The organism is Staphylococcus sp. GW821-FHT11H10 (assembly GCF_058807855.1).
The window spans coordinates 235,728-260,419 of record NZ_JBXARC010000001.1 but is presented as its reverse complement, the minus strand read 5'-3'; the positions used below and the strand labels follow the sequence as shown (position 1 = coordinate 260,419).

The following is a 24,692-nucleotide window of genomic DNA, read 5'->3' as shown; positions in this document are numbered from 1 at the left end:
TGATTTTCATTAATATATAACATGATTTCTTTTAAATTCATAAAAAAACCTCAAGTACTTTTAAAAGCACTTAAGGGTAATAATGTTATTATGATGCCTTCATATTATTTTTCAGCGTTTCTTCTTGATTCACGCTTTTCTAAAATATCAGATTCATAATCTTGTTGTTGATATTTAACATAATCTTGAAGTCTATGTTTGTTTGGTTGAAGTGTTAATCCTAAGAATTTACGTTCTTGGTTTGCATCTTTATAGAAACTAATCATCATCATTATAACTACAAAGGAGAATGGGAACGCACTTATAATTGCCGCACTTTGAATAGCGTTTAATGCGTCAGCACCGTTTCCCCCACCTGCTAGTAATAAGATGAATGCGATTAATGATTGAGAAACACCCCATGTTACTTTCACAGCACTAGAAGGTTCAAGAGAACCAAATGTTGTTTGCATACCCAACACAAATGTAGCTGAATCGGCAGATGTGATAAAGAATGAAGCAATTAGTACTAATGCTATAAGTGATAATGCCATTCCTAATGGAACGTGGTGGAATACACCGAACAACTGAGTTTCAGGTGTCATTTTAAATAATTCTGGGTGTTTTTTACCTGTTTCAATACCTAACACACCAAATACACTGAACCATAAGAAACTTACGATTGCTGGTACTAGTAAAACACCTGAGATAAATTCACGAATTGAACGTCCTTTAGACACACGTGCAATAAATACACCTACGAATGGACTCCAACTTAACCACCAACCCCAATAATAAAGGGTCCATGAAGACATCCATTCACGTTTTTGACCATTTAATGCTGCAGTGTCAAAACTGTTGAATAAGAATGAATTTAATAAGCTACCAGTTGAACTAGTAAACATATTTAAAATAAGTACAGTAGGTCCAATAATTAAAGCAATAATCATTAAAACAGTACCTAAACCAATATTTAGGTTACTTAAATATTGAATACCTTTACTTAAACCAGACCATGCACTAGCAAGAAATAATATTGTAACTACGACAATTATAATAGATTGAACCCATACATTATTTGGAACACCAAATAAATAATGAAGTCCACCATTAATTTGTAACGCACCCATACCAAGTGAAACGGCTACACCTACAACAGTCGCAAATACTGAAAGAACGTCAATAATTGTTCCTATAGGTCCTTCCACTTTGTCACCTAAAATAGGGCGTAGTGTACGTGAAATTAAACCTGGTTCATTTTTTCTAAATTGTGCGTAAGCTAAAGCTAATGCAACTACACCATATACAGCCCAAGCATGGAATCCCCAGTGGAAAAATGTAGAACGTAATGCTTCTGTATATGCTTCAGTAGTTTTAGGATCAGCATTAGGAGGTGAAGCAAAATCTGCCATAGGTTCAGCTGCACCGTAGAACACTAAACCTATTCCCATACCAGCACTAAATAACATCGCAAACCATGAAACAGTATTAAATTCAGGTTTATCATTAGGTTTACCTAGTTTAAGTTTACCGATTGGACTAAAAATTAAAAAGATACAAAAGAACACTATTACAGTAGTCAAAATCATGTAATACCAGCCAAGCTTTTCAGTAATCCAACTACTGATGTCGCCTGTAATTTTACCGAATTGCTCAGGTAAAAATGCACCGATTGATACAACAATGGCTACTACGATAGCACTGTAAATAAAAACCGATGAAAACTTCTTGTTTTGTTTTGTTTCTTCAGAAGAAGAATTCATAATTTACTTACTCCTTTCCTATAATAAATTTAAAAATTAGTTTGAAATAACTATGAAGTAATTTAAGACGCTATATTAAAGGATAACAAAGCCTTTATACAATATCAAATTTCTTTTAAATTAAACATTTACTAAAATATTTATATGTTGTATAATATATTTTATTCTTATGTGAGGGGTATTGAATTATGTTAAAAGAATTTAAAGAGTTTGCTCTTAAAGGTAATGTGCTAGATTTAGCAATCGCTGTAGTTATGGGTGCAGCATTCAATAAAATTGTTACATCATTAGTTACATACATTATCATGCCATTAATTGGTAAAATTTTCGGTTCTGTTGATTTTGCTAAAGATTGGGAATTCTGGGGAATTAAATATGGCCTATTTATCCAATCAATTATTGATTTTATAATTGTAGCAATCGCATTATTTATATTTGTTAAAATCGCAAATACTTTAGTGAAGAAAGAAGAGCCTGAAGAAGAAATCGAAGAAAATACTGTTTTATTAACAGAAATCCGCGATTTGTTAAGAGCTAAATAATCATATTTTAAGACCGTATGACAATATTGAATTAATTTTGCCATACGGTCTTTTTTAATTCCACTTAAATCGAGTATGACTTTGATATTGATTCGATGTTACCTCAAGTATTAATGGAATGCGTTGTTTAAGTTCACTAACGTGAGATATGATACCAACCATCCTGCCTGAAGTTTTTAATTTCACCAAAGTATCTAAAGCAGTTTCTAATGTTTCTTGATCTAACGTACCAAAGCCTTCATCTATAAACATTGACTCAAGGGTAATACCTCCAGATTCTTGTTGAACTACTTCACTCAATCCTAGCGCTAAAGCTAGAGATGCTTGGAACGTTTCACCACCTGATAATGAACTAATATGTCTAGATTTATTTGAATGAAAATCAAACACTTCAATTTCTAAACCACTATAACCATGAGATATAGATTCTCTTCTTTTTAGCTGATATCTTTCCCCACTCATGCGTTCCAAACGAATATTTGCTTGATGGATGATTCGTTCTAAGTAATAAATAAGCACATAGTTTTCAAGCGTCAATTTTTTACTATTTTTTCCTGATAGTACCTCTGATAATTCAAAGATTTCTTGTTGTTCTTTTAATTCTTTCTCTAAATAATTTATATGATCCATTATACTATTAAATTTGTCTTTATTTTTCTGTACTTGATATTGAATTGTAGCACTCGCTTCAACGTACTTATTATAGTTGGATTCAATTTCAGTTTTTGTAGCTTCCAATTTTTCAACTGATTCAGACTTATTATCTTTTGTAAGTTTAGATAGTCGTTCAATCTCTAAAGTAAGTTTTTGATGATCATGCTCATATTGCTGAATTTTCATTTCAATTTGCTCTTTGTTTTCTAATTTAGATAATAAAATTTCAACATCCTTGTATGAATTTAGTCCAATTCGCTTCATTTCTTGATTAATTTCATCGCTATGACCACTAATTTCTTGTTCAAGTTCTTTAATAGCTAATTTATTATTGTTTAAATTATTTGTTTCGATTTCAATTTGTTGTTTTGTTTGATTTATTTCTTTCTCTAATACTTCGCTCTTAGATACATAATCAGTTACTATTTGTTCATATTGCTTAAAGCACTGTTCAAATTTATTAGTTTCATCATAATTAGTGTAGCTTTTAAATTCATTTATTAGTGTTTCAAATTGATGCTTCAATGATAAAAGTTTTTCATGCTTAATTTGTAAGCTATGTTTAATATCTTTATGCTTATCTAGTGCACTTTTTAACTTTTCACGTTGCTTAATTTGAATTTGTAGTTTTTCTTTTTCCTTATTTTTAGTTCTTAATTGTTGTTCTATTTCGTTGATATCACTAATTTCATCATCATTTATTTCTAACTCACTCATTTGATTACTAATATAATCAGAAGTGGTTTCAAGTTTAGTTAACTCATTTATTTTTTTATTTAACTGATTATTGACCTCTTTTATTAAATTTTGATTCTTAGCAATTTCATCAAACTTAATATGTTCATTGAGAGACTCAATTTCATTACCACATATAGGACATGTATCTCCAACATGAAGTGCATTTTGAATTTCTTGAATAAATGTTTGTTTATCATTTAAATCTATATTTGACTTGTCTATATTTTCTAATTGAAGTTTTAAATCTGAAATTTGTTCTTTAGTCTTTTTAATACTATTCTCTGTTTCGTTGTATTTTTGACTTAAAGATTGGTATTTTTTCTTGTTTTCTCTCAAAGTCACTTTTTTATCAAAAGTGTTTGTTAATTGGAATATCTCCTGTGTTATTTCGTCAATATTCTCGTTATTAACATCTATTTTAGCTATATCATTATTTAATTTATCAATTAAATTCTTATTTTCTTCTTGCTTTTGATTATTCTCTTTTAAGTATGTTTCATTTTGTTTAATTTCGTTAAAAGCTTCACGATACTTATTTATGTTTGAATAAAACTGTTTAGTTTTATCAATATATTCAGACTTAATGTTAATATCTTCTAATTGTTCATTTAAAATTTCTTTTTCTTTCTTAAATTTCTCTAATTTAACATTAAGTTCATTTAACTCTTCAAGAATAGAATTTAGCTTAACCTTAGTATTTTCATATTTTTGTTCTTTTGTGTTTCTTTGATTATACAATTGACTCAAGGGTTTAATTTCAATAATTTTACGTAATTCAGCTTTTAATTTTTCAATACTATCTTTGTTTTTTTCTAGTTGCACTTTCTTATCTTTATTTCGATCGAGTTCTTTAAGTGATTCTATTAATTTATTGTTTTCTTCAATTTTTCTTTTTATAGCTTCAAGCGCATCATTGTGTTCAGATTTTAATTGTTCATATTCTTCATTTAAGTGTTGACCTACTAGTTCAAACTGAGGTATTGCTTTAATAATGTCTTTGGTTTGCATACTATTCAAAGATTTAAATTGAATTAATTCATCATTCTCAAATGTTTCAATATCTTCCCAAAGTATTTGAATCCGACTATAACGTGATTCTATTTGTTTCTTCTCGTCTTTAACTTGATTTAACAATAAATTTTGCATCTCTTCAAAACGGATACTATTGAATAATGTTCTTAAAATACTTTGTTTATCGGAACTATTAGATACTAAAAATTTCTTAAATTCTCCTTGAGGTAATATGAATAATTGTCTAAATTGTTCAGCGTTGATACCTAACAAATCTTTGATAAAACCATTACCAGAGCTGATTTTACTCTCTCGTAGTTCGTAAAGCTGACTTTCTTCATCAAATTCAAAAACATCAAGTTTACCAGGTGTTAAGGAAGTATTCCCCTCTTTAATAAATCCAGCCTGTCTAGATATTTTAAATTTTTTATCGTTAATTTTAAATTCATATTCTACACTCATTGGGGATTTACCATCTGCAAAATGACTTCGTAATTCCCCCTCATTTCTACCTTCTGTAGAAGCCTTACCAAATAGCGCATAAACAATGCCATCAAATAACATAGTTTTTCCCGAACCAGTTTTTCCACTTATTAAAAATAACTGTTCTTTATTTATTTGTTCAAAATCAATAACTTCATGTATGAAAGGTCCAAAATTATTAAGTATTAATTTAGTTGGTCTCAATTATTTAGTCCTCCCTATTGATAACTTGATTTAATAATTGATGTATTTTCTTCTCTTGATAGTTTGTTAAATCTTCATCCGTAATTGTTTTGTAGAAATTTTTAATTATTGTAGGGTCATCTGTAGTTTTAAAATCTGCGTACGTTGATTTATTATGATTTTCAAAAGTGATATTACTAAGCGAAAGTGTATTTGGGTATATCTGTTTAAGGTGGATGATAGGGTCGGTAACATGAGACATATTTTTAAGTTTGAAGTGAAAATAATTATCTTTATTTTTCACAGGAACGTCGCCTTGTATAACAGCCGAGTAGTCACCTTCAATTTCCTCTAACTCTCTTAAAGGTTTTAATTGTACAAACTTAGTATTTATGTCACCTTTTGAATTAATCATTAATTTTTTGTATCCTTTGGCCTGGTTCACTTCAGAAAATGAGTATTGTAATAACGAACCACTATAATCAACAATATTATCTGTAATACTAAATGGATGATGAAGATGTCCTAATAGTACTTTGTCAAAAATATTGAAGTTAGCGCTTTCTACACTTTCAACTGTTCCAATTGTAAGTGGCCTTTCAGATTCTGATGTTTTACCACCTTTTATAGTTAAATGGCCAATTAAAATATTAATTTGATTCGGGTCTATAATCTTCGAAATGTGGTTAATACACTTTTGAGTTGCTTGCTCATATGTCTTGATATCATCATCATCGAAGTAAGCCTTAATTTCACTAATAGTGGCAAAAGGAAGTGTGTAAAAGTTAATATTATTAATAGTTATAGGTGTAGACATTAATTCTAGTTGCGTTCTAATATATAATTGTGAAAACTCAAACCATGTTGACCCATAATTTAATCTTTCTCTACCATCATGATTCCCATTGGTTATAATTGTAGGAATTTTCATATTTACATTTATAATTTTAATCGTTTCTTCAAAAAGTCTAATGGTCTCCTTACTAGGATAAGACGTATCATATATATCACCCGAAATAACCAGAACATCTGGTTTCTCTTCCTTCAAATTATCAATAAGTTTGTTCAATATATAATGTTGATCTTCTAAAAATTGCTTACCATTTAAAATCTTACCTAAATGCCAATCAGCAGTGTGAATAACCTTCATAATGGCCTCCCTTTAGAACATTTGTTCGTGTATATTATATCTTGAATCACACTATTGTTCAAACTAAAAAAGATGGAACAATGATTAATTTAAATTCATTGTCCCACCTATGTTATTAAGCAGCTATTAATAACCCCAACTTGCATCACTTGTAGAATTTCTAATTTGAAATTCTCTTTGTTGGGCCCCGCTCAACCCCGCAAGGTTGACTAGAATTAAAAAAGTTAGTTACAGGTGTATTTTTAATTCAGTCAACTACTTCCAATATGTAATTATAGCCTGAGATATTGATTTATGTCCCAGGCTATACTAAAATTTTCAAAGTAATTTAAAATACATCATTTTTTAATCATTATTCAATTATTTGACAGTTGCTCTTTTCAACTTTTTATATTTATATAACATAGCTAATCTCCAAGGAACAATCATGCTAAACGCAAGTAAGAAGAACATGCCGCCAATTTCACCTGGATCAATTTTACTACTGATAAATATTTTAATTACAGTACGTATAATTAATAAAGAAATTAAAATGATTGGAAATGCTTTTGAGCGCTTCATATAAATTTCAGTACCGTGTACCTCAAAGTGACTTGTCCATATAAGAACAGATGAGAATAAGACACCTAGAATAATTGACTCTAAAATTTCAGTACCAGTCAATCTAAAGTACGGAATCACATACATCAATGCGCCTGTAGCCATGAAAAATGGAGGTAATATAATTTTCTTTTCATTAACAGGAAAGTTTTGAGCTTTCATTCGAATAAAAATTACTACTATACCCATAAATAAAGCAAATACAACAGAAAAAATTAAATACGCCAACGTTACACCTTCTTATATATTCATAAACCCTTACTCTTTATTACTCATTGTAATTTATTTAGATTTTTAAATATTTTTCTTTTTAAATAACACTAAAGTTGTTTTACTACAAAAATAAAGGATTGTAAACCTTAAAGGTACTACAATCCATTTAAAAATTATTTTTTTGAACTTTTCATGTTTTGATCCATGTTTTTATTCATCATTGTCATCATTTGATTGATTTTCTTTTGCGATGGTTTTTGACCCATTTGCATCATCATCATACGTAACATTTCTTCATTAATAGGTGGGTTTTTTTTCAAATAATCCATCATATATTTACGTGCTAAAAAGAAACCACCAACTAGTCCACCGATAAGCGCTACAATGATTAATAAAATTGCTAACCATGTTGCCATTGTTTCACCCACTTTCTATATCCTACTGAATTTTACTAAATTACTATTCTATTTTCAAGAGCTAGTTAGTAATTCTGCATCCATTTGTTATCATAACAAATACTTAAACAAATGTAATACTTATTTTTAGTTAACTTAAAAATTATTTTGTATTGCTCATTCAAATTAAAGAAGACTTTCCAATGAAAGCCTTCTCAGTTCTCTAATTTCTTATCTAATATTAAAATGTGCGAATTTGATTTAATACATTTTCTTTAGTGAAACCATATTTTTCTACGACTAAGTCGCCAGGGGCACTTGCACCAAATTGGTCAATACCTATCACTTTACCTTCAGTGCCTACATATTTGTGCCAACCTAATGGTGATGCCATTTCAATTGCAACACGTTTAGTAATTTCTTTAGGAATTACAGACTCTTTATATTCTTCTGGTTGTTGTTCAAAAGCAAACCAGTTAGGCATTGATACTACACGTACACCTTTACCTTGTTTATCTAAATCTTTAGCTGCTTCAATTGCTAAGCTAACTTCTGAACCAGTAGCAAGTAATAGATACTCAGGTTTAGTTTCAGTTTCGAAAACAACATAAGCACCTTTACGAACACCTTGTTCAACTGTCTCTTCATCTACATCTAAATATGGTAGATTTTGACGAGTTAATACTAAAGAAGTTGGTGTTTGTTCTGATTCAAGAGCTACTTCCCATGCTACTCTTGTTTCATTTCCATCAGCTGGACGAATGACATTCATATTTGGTATTGATCTTAAGCCCGCTAATTGTTCAATAGGCTCATGAGTAGGTCCATCTTCACCTACAGCGATTGAATCATGTGTGAAGATGAATGTTGAATTTAATCCCATGATAGCTGATAAACGCAACGCTGGTTTTAAGTAGTCACTAAATACAAAGAATGTTGCACCATAAGGGTGTAATCCACCATGTGCTGCCATACCATTTACAGCTGCACCCATTGCGAACTCACGTACACCAAACCATATATTTTTACCTTCAGGTGTATTTCTATCATAATCAGTCGCTTCTTTAACGTTAGATTTGTTAGAACCAGCTAAGTCAGCAGAACCACCAAAGAATGACGGAACTGATTTACTTAATGCTTGAATTACTTCACCTGAATCAGCACGTGTTGCTGCATTATGATCGCTATCAAAGCGTGGTAATTCATCTCTATAGTTTTTAGGTAGTTTACCACTAATAGCTAATTTAAATTCATCTGCTAATTCTGGATATTGTTTAGAATAATTTTCTAGTAATGCTTTCCATGCATCTTCATGCTCATTTGCACGTTTTAACATAGTTGTTTGGAAAATTTCATATACTTCTTCTGGCACATTGAAACGTTTTTCAGGGTCTAAACCATATGCCTCAAAAGTTAATTTTCTCTCATCTGAACCTAGTGGTGCACCATGAACACCATTAGTACCACTCACGTTTGGAGCACCATAACCGATAATTGTTTTAACTTCAATCATGGTTGGACCATTTTGAGATTTGGCTTTAGTTATTGCTTTATCGATAGCGTCTAAATCATTACCATCTTTTACTAATATGTGATTCCAACCGTAACTTTCAAATCGTTTCTTAACATCTTCAGAGAAGGCTTTATTTAATTCGCCATCTAATGAAATATCGTTTGAATCATATAAAACAATTAGCTTATCTAATTGGTTATGGCCAGCAAATGAAGCAGCTTCATGAGAAATACCTTCCATTAAATCACCATCAGAAGCTAGCACATAAGTATAATGGTCAACAATATTGAAATCATCTTTATTAAATTTACCTGCTAAATGGTCTTCAGCTAAAGCCATACCTACAGACATAGCAAAGCCTTGTCCAAGTGGGCCAGTAGTAACTTCAACACCATCAGTATGTCTGAATTCTGGGTGTCCAGGTGTTTTAGAACCCCATTGTCTAAATTGCTTCAACTCTTCTAATTCAAGACTGCCTGAAACATGTAACAAGCTGTATAATAGCGCAGAGCCATGTCCAGCCGACAATACAAAACGGTCTCTATTAAAATAGTCTTTAGATTGAGGATTAAAATTTAAGTGGCGTGTCCATAAGGTATAAGCCATTGGTGCAGCTCCCATAGGTAATCCAGGGTGACCTGAATTAGCTTCTTCGATTGCATCAATACTTAAAGCTCTAATCGTATCAATCGCTAGTTGATCTTTCTCGTTAAACATCTTTAATACTTCCCTTCGACTTTAATCATCTTTCGTATATTATAACTTAAAAATATTGAAATTGATAATTGTTTAAACTCAACGAACTATAATCTAATATTTATTAATTTTTATTTTGTTCTTGTATCTTTTTTAATTTTTCAGGTGTCACATCATTACCTTCAGGATCTATCACCTTTGTACTCTCAATTTGTTGTTTAAACCCTTTTCTAAATGCTTCGAGGTATTTCTTACGTAATTTCGATTGCTCTTTAGCTTCAGCTTCAGTTAAACCTTGTTCCTTTTTCTTTTTAGCAAGCTCATTAATTCTATCTATATTTAAATTATCATTAGACATAACTATCACTCTTTCTATATTCCCATTAATATTTTCTCTTTTACTTCATAAAATATAACAAAAAAGAGGTCTGGACAAAAGCTATTGACATTTAAATAGCTTTGACAGACCTCAAATTTATAATCATCTTACAAATGCGAACACTTTGTAGTTATTTTGTTCCCCATTTGTAGTATTTACGTTCTTATTATCATCTTTAATAATTGCCTTTTTAGAAATAGTATGGTCAGTTATTTCGTACGTTTGTTCCATTTGAGCGTTATGATATAAATTCATGAAAAATACTATAAAAACAACACAAGATATTGATACAACAGCTATATTAGTTAATAATTTATTTTTATATTTATTAAACATTACTTTCACCTCTAGAACATTTGTTTGTATAAATACTTTAACAGAACATCTGTTCTTAGTCAACATAAAAACGAACAAATGTTTGTTCAATATTAAAATCAGTGCTATAATATAGTTAAATAAAATTAGGGAGTGCCTATATATGAGAGAATTAACTAAACGTCAAAGTGAAATATACGATTATATTAAACATGTAGTACAAACTAAAGGATATCCACCAAGCGTACGAGAAATTGGTGAAGCAGTAGGGTTAGCGTCGAGTTCAACTGTTCATGGTCATTTATCTAGACTGGAAGAAAAAGGATATATTAAACGAGACCCTACGAAACCGAGAGCCATTGAAATTGTTAGCGAACAAACTAACGATGCAGTTAATATGGAGGAAACAATTTATGTTCCTGTAATTGGTAAAGTTACTGCCGGAATTCCGATTACTGCAGTTGAAAATATTGAGGAATATTTCCCTTTACCAGAACATTTAACATCAACTCACAATAGTGATATTTTTATTTTAAATGTTGTGGGTGAAAGTATGATTGAGGCAGGTATTTTAGATGGAGATAAAGTTATAGTTAGAAGCCAAACCATTGCTGAAAATGGAGACATCATTGTTGCGATGACTGAAGATGATGAAGCAACAGTTAAACGCTTCTATAAAGAAAAAACACGTTATAGATTACAACCTGAAAATAGTACAATGAGTCCTATTTATCTTGATAACGTTACTGTTATCGGTAAAGTTATTGGTTTATACAGAGAACTGTAGTTTTAATTTCTAAAATTTACGTTAACCTCTCTCTTATATATTTCTATATAAAAAGAACTAGCAAAGTCTACAATGTAAACTTCGCTAGTTCTTTTGCTTTTCATTTTCTTTTTTATTCAAAATTTCTTTAACCTTATCTAGAATATCTAGTTTATTAACATCTTTAGTTGTCATAATATCAACTTCCTTATCAACAAAAAGATACCCTTAATAAGTCTCGTTAAAACACTTAGCCCGTATAATTTTCTGTCCAATATGGTTGTCGTTTTTCATTAAAATCAACGCCTACGCCTAGAGTACTGAAATTTGTATTCAATATATTCTTTCTATGACCAAGTGAAATCATTAACCCCTCATGAGCAAATATACTATTTTGTTGCCCATACGCTAAATTTTCACCTGCCACATTGAAATCAATGTCATCATCTTTTAATCGATCAAAAGGAGATTCACCATCTAAATTGTTATGATCAAAGTAATTTTGTTTTACCATGTCTTCACTATGATTTCTTGCTGTATTGGAGACATCTTTTGAGTAACTAAGTGTATTCAACCCATGCTGTTTACGCTCAGAATTAACTAAATCATAATTTTGATATTCAAAGCTTTGTTCTAATGTTGAAGATGGCGCACCGTAATGTTGAGTCAACCTTTTTTCCATGGCATCACTAACTTGAAGTAATGCAGTAACACCATTGTCATTATGTTTATCATAAAAAACAGTTGTATAAATATTATCTTCATGGAAAACATCATACTCATCGCTACTTATATCAACACGGTATCTACCTTTAACAATTTCCTTTAAAGGTTTACCAAGTCTATCCTCAACAACATTTTTAGGGGTGTTATATTTTACCTTAGATTTAGATGTAATGACATTTTGATTACTATATAAAGCATTGACTTTATTTCCTAAATAGCTAACCATTATGAAATTATCGTAATCATTATTGTAATAGGTATACCATTTAGCGCCATATTCATTAGATGTTACTCTTTTAGGTTTCCCCAATTGATTTTCAACTTTGTCTTTAGACATATTCATCTGAATATTATTAATAGCAAAGTCCTGTTCTGTAGGTGTTTTGAGCGTATTGTTTTTTAAACTCGAATCTTGATTCATAACTTGCTGAACTTTACTTCTTACGTCATTCTGTAATTTTACTAGTGTTTGATTTTCCTTTAATGGTATGAATAAAGCTACAACTAATAACACCAAAGAAAACAAAAGAAATTTTTTAATAACATACACCTACCACTCAAGTTTTAATCCTTGTCCCCATTAAAAATTGAATTTCGCACTATAACATAATCGACAGTTGTTAATGATTTTAAATCTTTTCCACCTGCATATGAAATCGAGCTTTGTAAGTCTTGTTGCATTTCAACTAAAGTATCTTTTAATGATCCTTTATGTTCAACAAACATTTTTTTACCTTCAACATTCTTGTGTTCACCTTTTTGGAATTCAGATGCACTACCAAAATACTCTTTATAACGTTTGCCGTCTAATTCAACTGTTTCACCTGGCGATTCTTCGTGAGCCGCAAATAGAGATCCTATCATTACCATGCTTGCACCAAATCGAATTGATTTAGCAATATCGCCATGTGTTCTTAAGCCACCATCAGCGATTATAGGTTTACGCGCTGCTTTACTACAAATATTTAATGCTGCTAATTGCCAACCACCAGTGCCAAAACCAGTTTTTATTTTTGTGATACAAACTCTACCTGGTCCGATACCAACTTTAGTTGCATCTGCACCTGCATTTTCAAGTTCTCTAACACCTTCTGGCGTACCAACATTTCCAGCAATTACAAATGTTTTTGGAATATATTTTTTTATGTGTTTAATCATTTTAATAACTGAATCTGAATGACCATGAGCTATATCAATCGTAATATATTCAGGAACTAATTGTTTGTCAGCTAATTCTTCTATAAACTTAAATTCATTTGCTTTAACACCTACAGAAATAGAAGCAAACAATCCGTCTTTTTGCATTTTTTGAATAAATGGAATACGAGCTGCTTCGTCAAATCGATGCATAATATAAAAATAATCATTTTTTGCGAACCAATGAGCTAATTCTTCACTCATAACAGTTTGCATATTCGCTGGAACAACAGGTAATTTAAATGCTTTCGGTCCAAATTGGACAGTTGTATCACATTCTGAACGACTTTCAACTATACATTTATTTGGAATTAATTGAATATCTTCATAATCAAAAATTTTCATACTTTTTAGCCCCTATACAATCTTATTTATTAAGTAAAAACGAACGTTTAGTATATTAAATATAAAAATCATTCATTTTCTCACCCTTATATACTTTACAATTTTTTAATTGTCTTGTAAATGGACTAAAGTACTAGATTTGCATTTTACCAACTTGATTTTTTGACACCAGGTATTTGTCCTTTGTGTGCATGTTCTCTAAAAGCAATTCTAGACATTTCAAATTTTCTTAATACACCTCTTGGACGTCCTGTTACTTTACATCTTCGAGTTAAACGCGTTGGTGAAGAATCACGTGGCAACTTACGTAATGCTTCATAATCTCCTTTAGCTTTTAATTCTTTACGTAATTCATAATATTGATTAACTAATTTTTCTCTTTTCATTTCTTTAGCAATTTTAGATTTTTTTGCCATATATTTCACTCCTGTTTTTTAAATCGTAATTATTACGTTTTATATAATAACACATGATTTTAAATTTACAAGACTGATGACTTAATTTCATTTAAATAATTAAAAAACCGAAGTATAAGATTATTATACTTCGGCAAGCTCTAAGTTTATCTTTAATGTCGTATTTAAAAGATAAGAGATTATTTAGTTTCACGGTGTAGCGTGTATTTATTTAATCTTGGGCAATATTTTTTCATTTCAATACGCTCAGGATTATTACGTTTATTTTTAGTAGTAATATAATTACGATCGCCACATTCTGTGCAAGCTAATGTTACATTAACGCGCATAATTAACATCCTTTCTCATTTAAATAGGAATACTTACGATTTAAAATTTTACCATATTAAAATGCTCTACGCAATCTAATTTTTTAGTACTATTAAAAATTCTCGTAAGTTTCGTCGTTAGTACCTTCTAAATCAACATCATTAATATCGATTTCTAATGCTTTGGCAACACCTTTACCATATTCTGGATCAGCTTTATAACAATGACGAATATGTCTATGTTTAACGTCTTCACTCACACCATCCATTGCATTTGCTGTGTTAGTAAAGATTCTTTCTTTAGCATCATCAGATTGTAAACGGAACAATTTACCAGGTTGTTCAAAGTAATTATCATCATCTTGTCTTTGATTGTACTCATAACCGTCTCCATCTACTGGGAATGCTGGTTTTTTATATTCAGGTTGTGATTGGTAAACACCTTTATTATTTGGATAATAATGAGGTCCACCACCTTGATTTCCATCAAGGAATCTCATTTGACCATCACGACTAAATGGACACATATTTTCAATGCCAACACCTTTAGGTTGGTTAACAGGAATTTGCCAATGATTGACACCTAATCTATAACGTTGCGCATCACCATATGAGAATAGACGTCCTTGTAACATTTTATCTGGTGAGAAATCTAGACCAGGAATAATGTTTGTTGGAGCAAAAGCAGCTTGTTCAACATCCATGAAATAATTCTCAGGATTTCTATTTAGCTCAAATTCACCCACTTCAATTAATGGGTAATCACCTTTATACCAAACTTTAGTTAAATCAAATGGATTATCTGGATGATTTTTAGCTTGTTCCTCTGTCATAACTTGAATGTACATTTTCCATTTTGGATAATCGCCATTTTCGATTGCATCGTATAAGTCACGTTGTGATGACTCTCTATCTTGACCTACAATTTCAGCCGCTTCATCATCTGTATAGTTTTCAATGCCTTGTTGTGTTCTAAAATGATATTTAACCCAAACACGTTCACCCTCATCATTGTACATAGAATACGTATGTGAACCGAAGCCGTGCATATGACGGAAGTCTTTAGGCATACCTCTATCTGACATTAAAATTGTAACTTGGTGTAGTGCTTCCGGTACGCCAGTCCAGAAGTCCCAGTTATTTTGAGGGCTTCTCATATTTGTTCGTGGATCTCTTTTTACGGCACGGTTTAAGCTCACAAATAATTTTGGATCTCTAAAGAAGAATACAGGTGTGTTGTTACCTACTAAATCCCAGTTACCGTCTTCAGTATAGAATTTAAGTGCAAATCCTCGGATATCTCTTTCTAAATCAGCAGCGCCACGTTCACCCGCAACTGTTGAGAAACGTGCAAACATTTCTGTTTGTTTTCCTACTTCTGAAAAGATTTTAGCATTTGTATATTTCGTAATATCATTTGTTACTGTAAACGTACCGAATGCACCTGAACCTTTCGCGTGCATACGTCGTTCTGGAATTACTTCACGATCAAAATGTGACATTTGTTCTAAGAAATATGCATCTTGCATTAACAACGGACCTCTAGGACCAGCTGTCATACTGTTTTCTCTATCTGAAACTGGGTGCCCAAACAAACCAGTTAATCTTTTATCATCTTTCGCCATAGTTAATTCCCCTTTCACTTATTTATAATAATTATAATGTAGAATCTACTAATAATAAACCCATACCCCCTATAATTAAAACATTTTTAATAACCTATAAAATTTCAGAAAATTTAAAATTTTTAAGCTGATTTGTTGAAAAGTTATTGAATACTGTCCTTAAAAGGATTAAAATGGTTTGTATATTTTAAATTTAGAATTAGGAGACATCATATGGAAGATAACAATATGAAAAGAGGTCTTAACTCAAGACACATATCTATGATTGCTATAGGTGGCGCAATTGGTACGGGGCTCTTTGTAGCAACAGGTAGTGTTGTTGCTCAAGCCGGTCCTGGTGGCGCTATATTAGCTTATTTATTAATTGGCATAATGCTTTACTTTTTAATGTCGTCAATTGGTGAATTGGCAACATTTTATCCTGTTTCAGGATCGTTCAGTTCATACGCAACGCGATTCGTAGACCCTTCTCTAGGTTTTACTATGGGATGGTTATACTACATCATGTGGGCATTAGTATCCAGTGTAGATGTTATGGTAGCTTCAAACGTTTTATATTATTGGGATATATTTAAATTCTTTAGTCCACTTACTTGGAGTTTAATCTTTATCACAATTGTATTTTTATTAAACATCTTCACGGTAAAAGCTTTTGGGGAAACTGAATTTTGGTTATCTTTAGTTAAAGTAGTAACTATTATTATATTTATTATTGTTGGTTTCTTGATGATCTTCGGTATATTAGGTGGCCATACTTACGGTTTTGAAAACTATACTAAAGGCGAGGCACCATTCGTAGGTGGTTTATCTGGTTTCTTAGGCGTTTTACTAGTAGCCGGATTCTCAGTTGGTGGTACTGAAGTTGTAGCAGTAACTGCTGGCGAATCTGATAATCCAGAAAAAACAATGCCTAAAGCTGTTAAACAAGTTTTTTGGAGAATTTTATTATTCTATGTATTATCAATTGGTGTTATTGCAGCTATCATTCCTTATACAGATCCATTATTATTAAATGAAAATGAATCAGTAACACAAAGCCCTTTCACAATTGTATTTGACAGAATTGGTGTTGCTTTTGCCGCTTCAGTTATTAACGCTGTTATATTGACATCATTATTATCTGCGACAAATTCAGGTGTTTACACCACTAGTAGAATGTTATTCTCTTTAAGTGATGAAAAACAAGCACCAAAGTTCTTAAGTAAGCTTAATGAAAAATCCAAATTACCTTTAAGAGCATTAGTTACAACATATATTCTAATCGTTGCAATTATCATTATTGCTAATTTTTATTCAAATGCTGTATTTAGTTTATTAAACATTATAGGTTCATTGGTAATCATTGTTTGGGCAGCTAGTTCATGGGCACAAGTGAGATTGCGTAAAGCTATTAAACGTCAAGGACAAGATATCAATCAACTTTTACCTTATAAATCACCATTGTACCCTCTTGGACCAATTTTAGTATTTGCAACTTTAATTTTCTTATACTTTGGTAATTCAATTGGAGATTTATTCGATGGTAATATAGGTAAATTTTTCGTTAACATCTTACCTATTATTATTTTAGGACTCATTTTCTTAGCTCATAAATTAATAAGAAAAACGAAGTTCGTTAAATTAAATGATATGGATATCACACCACATCATTATCATAAAGAAAATTAAATAATAAAATGCGAGCACTAAAAGTATAGTAAATCCTTTTTAGTGACTCGCATTTTTTTGTTTCAACATATTGATATTTTCGAAAAAACAGTTATCTAGTATAATAGTAGTAAAGATAATGACTTAGAGGTGAAAGCAAGATGGTTGGTCAAACAAACTTATTTGATGATGTCATTAAGAGTGAAGAACGTTTCGTTATAGTAGTACAATCACTAGAAGAAAAAAATGGTCAATTACTAAAACGTACATTAAGAGAGTACCCTAGTCTTGAACATGACCAAATGGAAAATTTATTTACACATTTAAAAGATGTATTTAGTACTGAACCTTTCAGAGAAAACCAGTCTGCATTTACAATTACAGTGTATACAAATTTAGATTATGCTGCTGATCAAGTTTACGCTTATGTAAAGCGATCAAAAGGGAAGCACGAATGGACACATACTGCTAAATAATAAAAAAGGCATGAGATCGAATGGATCATTCATCATGGTAATTATGATGAAATAAACTACATTCGTATACTCATGCCTTATTTTGTATTACAAAAGTGTTTTTAAAGCTGCGGGAATACCATTAGAATCGTTATCTAACGTTATTTTGTCTGCAATAGCCTTCAGTTCCTCATTTGCATTTCCCATCGCGATAGCACAACCCACTACTTCAAACATTGATTGATCATTTAAACTATCACCAAAACAAATTACTTCAGATAATGATACATTTAATTTTTCACATAATGCTTTAATCGCATTACCTTTTGAAACATCCTTTGCCATAAATTCTAAAAAGAATGGTTTACTTGTTGTTACATCAATTTCTGAATTAAAACTTCCATGCATATCATCACGTACTTTAGCAATATTTATTGCGTAATCAACGCCCATCGCTTTTGGAACGCTATCGTTAATATAAGCTTTAATATCATTTACACGTTTCATAGGTAGCCCGGTAAGTTCTGATTCAATATCTCTATATTCATGATCACCATCATGGATAATATGACCATCTTGATATGTCAGGATTAAAAAGTTATGTTCACGACAAAAATCCACAATAAGGTCAAAATTCTTCTTAGATACACTTTGACTCACTTCTACTTCTTCTGTTGCTACTTTGATTGTTTTACCGCCGTTGTAACTGATGATATAACTATCATGAACATCTAATTCTAATTCTTTTGCAATTGGTAGCATACCTTCAGTTGGTCTTCCTGAAGCTAACACTACTTTATAGCCTTGGTTTTGAATATCTATCAAGTAATTTTTAGTTTCTTTACTTACTTTATTCTCACTATTAATTAAAGTATCGTCCATGTCCATAACGATCATTTTATAATTACTCATATCTGAAGTGTACTCCTTTCGAAATTTACTCGTTTATATTTTACAATAAATTTTATGAAGGATACACAATTTCTTCAACAACGCCAATTTCATTGATTGTTGCTAATTCTGAATGACATGTTGTAACGGCTTTTCTTAACGCTCTAACTAATTGACCACTCTTCTCCTTAGAACTCATTGTTAATATGGTAGGTCCTGCACCACTAATAACTGTCGCATATGCATCATATTGTTGAGCTATAGCTTTAACCTCTTTAAATTCAGATATTAAATGTTGGCGATATGGCTCATGGAAGCCATCCTGTGACATCATTTTCCCAGCAAGTCCATAATTATGTTGAATTAATGCACACAGCATCGTATTACTTATTGCACTACTTTGAACCGCGCGCTTATGAGAAAATTGATCAGGTAAAACGTTACGAGAATCTTCAGTCTTTAATTCATATGGAGGTATAGTTAGAATTATATCAACATCTGGCACATCAATATGTGCTACATTCGTTTCTTTTGTATCTGGATTATAAAAGCCTGCTAATAAGCCACCATAAATTGTAGGCGCAACATTATCTGGATGACCTTCTATTTCTGTAGCTAATTGAAGTAATTCATATTTAGAAAGCTGAATATTGCCAAAATAATTTGCAATGTATAAAGCGCCTACCAATGCAGACGCCGATGAGCCTAAACCTCTAGCTAATGGTATATCACTTCGCATTTCAACACTTAAACTAGGTAATTTTACATTATATTTAGATGCGACTTGCTGAGCCACTTTAAAAACATAATTGTCTTTGTTCTTAGGAAGTGAATCTAATTCAGAATTTAAATATGTAAATTCCCATTCTTCCTCTTCAATTCGTTTCACATAAAGATGTAAATATTTATCTATAGCCATACCTATCGAATCGAAACCAACGCCTAAATTAGCAGTAGACGCTGGTATCTTTAAGTGCAACTGTTCAGTCATTTTTACAAAGCTCCTTTAATGTAATCAATAATACTTGATTTATCGTTAGGAAGCGGTTGAATAGGGTTATCTAATATTGAAATAGCAGTATCAGGATCTTTTAATCCATTACCAGTTAAAATAGCTACTATTTTTTTGCCTTTAGGTAATTGTCCTGCTCGATGTAATTTAATCAGACCTGCAATTGAGGCGTTACTAGCTGGTTCGCTAAATACACCTTCTTTAGAAGTCATTAATTGATAAGCTTCTAAAATTTCTTCATCAGTAACGCTATCAATCAATCCATTAGATTCGTCTAACGCATTCGTAGCTTTAGTCCAACTAGCTGGATTACCAATTCGAATAGCTGTAGCAATTGTTTCAGGGTTTTTAATCACTTTATTTTGAACAATTGGTGACGCACCTTCTGCTTGGAAGCCAAATAATCGAGGTAATTGACTACCTTTTTTCTCATGGTATTCTTTAAAACCTTTCCAATAAGCAGTAATATTGCCTGCGTTTCCAACTGGAATTGCGAGTACGTCTGGAGCTTGTTCCAATTGTTCAACAATTTCAAATGCACCCGTTTTTTGTCCTTCAATACGATACGGATTCACTGAATTAACTAACTCAATTTCTTCATCATTTTCAGCAATTTCCTTAACAATTTCTAAAGCCTCATCAAAGTTTCCTTCAATAGAAACAATTTCAGCACCATACATAACAGCTTGCGATAATTTACCGAGTGCAATCTTACCCTCTGGAATAACTACAATTGCTTTTAATCCAGCTCGTGCAGCATATGCAGCTGCTGAAGCTGATGTATTACCAGTAGATGCACAGATAACAACTTTTTTCCCTTGTTCTTTTGCTTTAGTAACTGCCATGACCATACCTCTATCTTTAAAAGAACCTGTAGGATTTGCACCTTCATATTTTACATATAAATCAATATCCAACATCTTAGACAAGTTCTCACAATGAATTAATGGAGTATGTCCTTCATTTAATGTTAACTTTGGTGTGTCGCTGTTAACTGGTAAATATTCTTTAAACTCTTCAACTAAACCTTGCCATCTTTTCATAAACATTAAACCCCTTCAACTGGATAAATTTTCTCGATATTAAAATCAGCTTTACTTAAAACGTCCTCTGGTGACTGATCTAAACTTATAATAACTACACCATACGTTTGTTCATCACGTTGTTCAACTTGTAGTGATTTATGGAAAGGTAACGTTTCTTTCAATAATGATTTAAATTTTTCTTTTGATAAGTCACTATTAAGAACAATATAATAGTTTAACTTCTCTTGAATAGCTACGACATCTTCCGTATCCATAATTTCGCGAGTTGCATCGGTTTTCAATTCAAAATGAGGTGGTAATGTATGCGTATTTGATTCAAAGAATAATGCCACATTTAGTAAATCACTTACAACAGCACTTCCAGTAGCTAAGCTACCTGCACCTTTCCCATAGAACATTGTATCGCCCACTGCATCGCCTACGACATAGATTGCATTATATTCATCTTCAACTGTAGCTAGTTGATGGGATTTATGTATTAATGTTGGTTCAACTGATGCGTTTACTTTACTATTTTGATAAGTTCCCTTACCAATCAATTTAATTTTATAACCTAATTTGTCCGCGACATTGATATCAGATAAAGTTGTCTGACTTATACCACGAACTTTAACATCATTTAGTTTAATGACTTGGTTAAATGATAAATAAGAAGTGATAACAACTTTACGTGCTGCATCAATACCTTCTACGTCATCAGTCGGATCTGCTTCAGCAAAACCTAGCCTTTGCGCTTCATCAAGAGCATCTTCAAACGTTGTTTGTTCACGTGTCATTTTAGATAAGATGAAGTTAGATGTACCATTTAGTATTCCCATAAATTTAGAAATGTTATTAGCATTCAATCCATTATTAATAGCATTTACTATAGGGATACCACCGGCAACACTCGCTTCGAATTTCAACGCAAGTCCCTTTTCCTCAGCTAAATCTTCTAGTAGCTTCAAATGTACGGCTAATAAATCTTTGTTTGCAGTAATTACATGTTTACCGCTTTTCAAAGCATCTCTTAACCAATCAACAGTAGGTTCAATGCCCCCCATTACTTCAATGACGATATCGATAGAATCATCATTTAAAATTTCATTAACATCTTCAGTTAAATGATATCGACTAATATTTATAGGTCTTTTCTTAGATTTATCACGCACTAAAATATGCTTTATAACAATATCTTTGTTTAACGTATCTATAATTTGTTGTCGATTCTCTTCAATTATTTTAACTACACCCGATCCCACTGTTCCTAGACCAAGCAAAGCAATATTTAATTCTTTCATATTTTTATCTTCCCCCATTTGTATAACTGAGAAATACAATTGTTTTATTGAAATATACTTTATTTTAGTATACTATTAAACCATATTAAATTAATAGGACTTTTTAGCATAAAATGTAAATACTTAGCTTTATATTATCATGTGGTATCAGAAAATTAAATAGAATTTTCTGATTTTTTAGAAAGGTTGATTAGGTATATGAAAGTGGCAAAATTCGGCGGTAGTTCAGTTTCAAATGCAACACAAATCAAAAAAGTCCTAGATATCGTTAATAGCGATTCAGATCGTAAAATTATTATTGTTTCTGCACCAGGCAAAAGACACAAAGATGATGTTAAAACGACCGATCTTCTAGTTCGATTATATGAAAAAGTAATGAATAATCTTAATTATCAAGATAAAAGGAAAGAAATTATTCAACGTTATGCAGATATTTTACATGATCTTGATATGGATGATTCATTATTAAAAGTAATTGATGACACATTAGAAGAGATTATTTCAACTTTAAAAGATAAGCCTTTAAGATTATACGATGCAATTCTTTCTTGTGGTGAAAATTTTAATGCGCAATTAATTGCATCTTATAATGATTCGCAAGGTTTTAAAACGACATACCTTTCTCCAAAAGATGCAGGTATTCTAGTTACAGATTTACCGCAACAAGCTCAAATCTTGGAAGAAGCTTATGAGAAGATTAGTAAATTAAAAGATATTGAAGGTAAAATTATTATCCCAGGATTCTTTGGTGTTTCTAAAAATGATTATGTCGTTACGTTCCCAAGAGGTGGTTCTGACATTACAGGTGCAATCATTGCTAGAGGAATTAGAGCATCTTTATATGAAAACTTCACTGATGTATCAGGTATTTATAAGGCAAACCCTAATATAATTAACAATCCGGATCTTATTGAAGAAATTACGTATCGTGAAATGCGAGAACTTTCATATGCTGGGTTTAGCGTCTTCCATGATGAAGCATTGCAGCCACTCTATAAACACAGAATTCCAGTGGTTATTAAAAATACTAATCGCCCTCAAGATAAAGGTACATTTATACGCCATGATAGAGATGTAAGTGATAAAAATGTCATTATAGGTATAAGTTGTGATAAAGGATTTAGTGTTATTAATATTAAAAAATATCTAATGAATAGACAGGTCGGCTTCACACGTAAAATTCTTGAAATATTAGAAGATTACAATATTTCTTTCGACCATATGCCTTCAGGTATTGATAGTATTAGTATCATCCTTCGAACACATCAATTAAAAGGTAAAGAAAAAGATGTACTTAACGCTATACGTAAACGTTGCGATGTTGATGAATTAAGTATTGAACACGACTTAGCGATTTTAATGATTGTTGGTGAAGGAATGAATAAAGCAATCGGTACTGCTAACACTATTACCCATGCGTTAGCAGAGTCTAATATCAATTTGAAAATGATCAACCAAGGCTCGTCTGAAATATCAATGATGTTCGGTATTTCAATTGAAGATGCAGATAAGGCTGTTTTATCTACATATGAATATTGTTATCATGGCATTTGTTTGAAAAATCTAAATAAGCAAGCATAGTTAAAAAGCATCTAGTATTTAAGTAGTCATGTTTTGTACATTCCACTTAAATATTAGATGCTTCTTTATAATTTGTTATGAGCTAATGCCTCATTGATACGTTGCTCCCCTACGACAACTTTTAATATAACAAATTGATAATAACTTAATGAGTCTAAAACCATTTTATAATTAGGTAATTGATGGTAATTTTGATTATCCAATAAGTCGTACATTAGCACGATTTCTGGTTTAATATAATCTACTCCCCATGTCAGCGAATGAAAATAAATACTATTCTTAGGAATTCTAATATTACTATCTAATCTAAATATCCACTCTTCATTTACGACATCATAAATAAAGATATTCATTAATAATTCTCCGTTAAAAGTAATATCTATGTGTGCAATTTCGGGTACACTTAATTGGTCTCGATTCATTAAATTATTATTTTTATCATAATAATTTAAATGATACGTGGACGAAATTACTTTTAATACTTCAACTAGTTGTTTACGCTCTACGCATATGTCGACTCTAGAAGGTAGAATAAAATTATCACTTAAAAATAGCTGCATTGCGACTTCCCCATGAAATTTGAATGAAGTACGACATTCATTTTTTAATATTTTAACTAGCTCTTCTACATGTTGTTGATGTTCCATATTACTACCTCCAAAGGAAACGCTTTCATACATTAATTATACATATCCTTATTTCTGATTTCAATTTACGAATTGTGAAGGATTGTAAATTTGATAATAAACAAAATAATAATATTGCTAAAATTAGGTAATATTT

At 31.2% G+C, this 24,692-nt stretch carries 23 protein-coding genes; 5 read left to right on the top strand and 18 right to left on the bottom strand.

Annotation, left to right across the window (positions count from 1 at the left end):
* Positions 1-104: 104 nt before the first annotated feature.
* On the bottom strand, positions 105-1,742 hold the full coding sequence (locus AC1RRU_RS01330) for a BCCT family transporter (protein ID WP_011275850.1): 1,638 nt from the start codon (positions 1,740-1,742) through the stop codon (positions 105-107).
* 188 nt (positions 1,743-1,930) lie between these two features.
* On the opposite strand from AC1RRU_RS01330, the gene mscL reads away from it, so the two are divergent.
* A complete protein-coding gene (gene mscL, locus AC1RRU_RS01325) occupies positions 1,931-2,284 on the top strand; it encodes a large conductance mechanosensitive channel protein MscL (protein ID WP_011275851.1) in 354 nt (117 codons plus the stop codon).
* Between the two features lie 54 nt (positions 2,285-2,338).
* Here the strand turns inward: mscL and sbcC are convergent, their stop codons facing one another.
* The 7 genes from sbcC to sosA form a co-directional block, all read right to left on the bottom strand.
* Positions 2,339-5,374, bottom strand: coding sequence for an exonuclease subunit SbcC (gene sbcC / locus AC1RRU_RS01320; RefSeq protein ID WP_016931079.1), 3,036 nt, complete (start codon positions 5,372-5,374; stop codon positions 2,339-2,341).
* 4 nt (positions 5,375-5,378) lie between these two features.
* A complete protein-coding gene (sbcD, locus tag AC1RRU_RS01315) occupies positions 5,379-6,503 on the bottom strand; it encodes an exonuclease subunit SbcD (RefSeq protein WP_011275853.1) in 1,125 nt (374 codons plus the stop codon).
* 360 nt (positions 6,504-6,863) lie between these two features.
* Entirely contained in the window at positions 6,864-7,331 is a 468-nt protein-coding gene (locus AC1RRU_RS01310; RefSeq protein ID WP_011275854.1) for a CcdC family protein, read from the bottom strand.
* A gap of 158 nt (positions 7,332-7,489) precedes the next feature.
* Positions 7,490-7,732, bottom strand: a complete 243-nt coding sequence (locus AC1RRU_RS01305; RefSeq protein WP_011275855.1) for a YneF family protein — start codon at positions 7,730-7,732, stop codon at positions 7,490-7,492.
* Positions 7,733-7,952: 220 nt separating this feature from the next.
* Positions 7,953-9,941, bottom strand: coding sequence for a transketolase (gene tkt, locus AC1RRU_RS01300; protein WP_011275856.1), 1,989 nt, complete (start codon positions 9,939-9,941; stop codon positions 7,953-7,955).
* A gap of 103 nt (positions 9,942-10,044) precedes the next feature.
* Positions 10,045-10,278, bottom strand: coding sequence for a DUF896 domain-containing protein (locus AC1RRU_RS01295; RefSeq protein ID WP_016931078.1), 234 nt, complete (start codon positions 10,276-10,278; stop codon positions 10,045-10,047).
* A 123-nt stretch (positions 10,279-10,401) separates the two neighbouring features.
* The gene (gene sosA, locus AC1RRU_RS01290) at positions 10,402-10,635 is read right to left on the bottom strand and encodes a DNA damage-induced cell division inhibitor SosA (protein ID WP_011275858.1); all 234 of its coding nucleotides are present in this window, start codon (positions 10,633-10,635) and stop codon (positions 10,402-10,404) included.
* A gap of 142 nt (positions 10,636-10,777) precedes the next feature.
* Here sosA and lexA point away from each other — a divergent pair, with 142 nt between their 5' ends.
* Positions 10,778-11,401: a transcriptional repressor LexA gene (lexA, locus tag AC1RRU_RS01285; RefSeq protein ID WP_011275859.1), complete on the top strand. Its 624-nt coding sequence runs from the start codon at positions 10,778-10,780 to the stop codon at positions 11,399-11,401.
* A 229-nt stretch (positions 11,402-11,630) separates the two neighbouring features.
* On the opposite strand, the gene AC1RRU_RS01280 is transcribed toward lexA, so the two are convergent.
* From AC1RRU_RS01280 to AC1RRU_RS01260, 5 genes are all read right to left on the bottom strand, one after another.
* Positions 11,631-12,656 (bottom strand): CAP domain-containing protein, encoded by a 1,026-nt coding sequence (locus tag AC1RRU_RS01280; RefSeq protein WP_011275860.1) that lies wholly within the window; start codon positions 12,654-12,656, stop codon positions 11,631-11,633.
* Positions 12,657-12,670: 14 nt separating this feature from the next.
* Positions 12,671-13,648, bottom strand: a complete 978-nt coding sequence (guaC, locus tag AC1RRU_RS01275) for a GMP reductase (RefSeq protein ID WP_011275861.1) — start codon at positions 13,646-13,648, stop codon at positions 12,671-12,673.
* A 146-nt stretch (positions 13,649-13,794) separates the two neighbouring features.
* The gene (gene rpsN / locus AC1RRU_RS01270) at positions 13,795-14,064 is read right to left on the bottom strand and encodes a 30S ribosomal protein S14 (RefSeq protein WP_011275862.1); all 270 of its coding nucleotides are present in this window, start codon (positions 14,062-14,064) and stop codon (positions 13,795-13,797) included.
* A gap of 179 nt (positions 14,065-14,243) precedes the next feature.
* Positions 14,244-14,393: a 50S ribosomal protein L33 gene (gene rpmG, locus AC1RRU_RS01265; protein ID WP_001265708.1), complete on the bottom strand. Its 150-nt coding sequence runs from the start codon at positions 14,391-14,393 to the stop codon at positions 14,244-14,246.
* Positions 14,394-14,485: 92 nt separating this feature from the next.
* Positions 14,486-15,997, bottom strand: a complete 1,512-nt coding sequence (locus AC1RRU_RS01260) for a catalase (RefSeq protein WP_016931074.1) — start codon at positions 15,995-15,997, stop codon at positions 14,486-14,488.
* Positions 15,998-16,210: 213 nt separating this feature from the next.
* Here AC1RRU_RS01260 and AC1RRU_RS01255 point away from each other — a divergent pair, with 213 nt between their 5' ends.
* Positions 16,211-17,665: an amino acid permease gene (locus AC1RRU_RS01255; RefSeq protein ID WP_011275864.1), complete on the top strand. Its 1,455-nt coding sequence runs from the start codon at positions 16,211-16,213 to the stop codon at positions 17,663-17,665.
* Between the two features lie 140 nt (positions 17,666-17,805).
* Positions 17,806-18,120 carry a hypothetical protein gene (locus tag AC1RRU_RS01250; RefSeq protein ID WP_016931073.1) on the top strand — a complete coding sequence of 105 codons (315 nt, stop codon included), beginning with the start codon at positions 17,806-17,808 and terminating at the stop codon, positions 18,118-18,120.
* Between the two features lie 87 nt (positions 18,121-18,207).
* On the opposite strand, the gene AC1RRU_RS01245 is transcribed toward AC1RRU_RS01250, so the two are convergent.
* Genes AC1RRU_RS01245 through AC1RRU_RS01230 form a run of 4 tightly spaced genes read right to left on the bottom strand, consistent with a single transcriptional unit; the run spans position 18,208 to position 22,328 of the window.
* Positions 18,208-19,011 (bottom strand): Cof-type HAD-IIB family hydrolase, encoded by an 804-nt coding sequence (locus tag AC1RRU_RS01245; RefSeq protein WP_493196419.1) that lies wholly within the window; start codon positions 19,009-19,011, stop codon positions 18,208-18,210.
* 52 nt (positions 19,012-19,063) lie between these two features.
* Positions 19,064-19,981: a homoserine kinase gene (thrB, locus tag AC1RRU_RS01240; RefSeq protein ID WP_016931071.1), complete on the bottom strand. Its 918-nt coding sequence runs from the start codon at positions 19,979-19,981 to the stop codon at positions 19,064-19,066.
* A gap of 2 nt (positions 19,982-19,983) precedes the next feature.
* Complete coding sequence (thrC, locus tag AC1RRU_RS01235; RefSeq protein ID WP_011275868.1) at positions 19,984-21,045, bottom strand: threonine synthase; 1,062 nt, start codon at positions 21,043-21,045, stop codon at positions 19,984-19,986.
* Between the two features lie 5 nt (positions 21,046-21,050).
* Entirely contained in the window at positions 21,051-22,328 is a 1,278-nt protein-coding gene (locus AC1RRU_RS01230) for a homoserine dehydrogenase (protein ID WP_053023101.1), read from the bottom strand.
* A 198-nt stretch (positions 22,329-22,526) separates the two neighbouring features.
* Here AC1RRU_RS01230 and AC1RRU_RS01225 point away from each other — a divergent pair, with 198 nt between their 5' ends.
* Positions 22,527-23,909 (top strand): aspartate kinase, encoded by a 1,383-nt coding sequence (locus tag AC1RRU_RS01225; RefSeq protein WP_053021263.1) that lies wholly within the window; start codon positions 22,527-22,529, stop codon positions 23,907-23,909.
* A 65-nt stretch (positions 23,910-23,974) separates the two neighbouring features.
* On the opposite strand, the gene AC1RRU_RS01220 is transcribed toward AC1RRU_RS01225, so the two are convergent.
* A complete protein-coding gene (locus AC1RRU_RS01220) occupies positions 23,975-24,556 on the bottom strand; it encodes a hypothetical protein (RefSeq protein ID WP_011275871.1) in 582 nt (193 codons plus the stop codon).
* Positions 24,557-24,692: the final 136 nt, after the last annotated feature.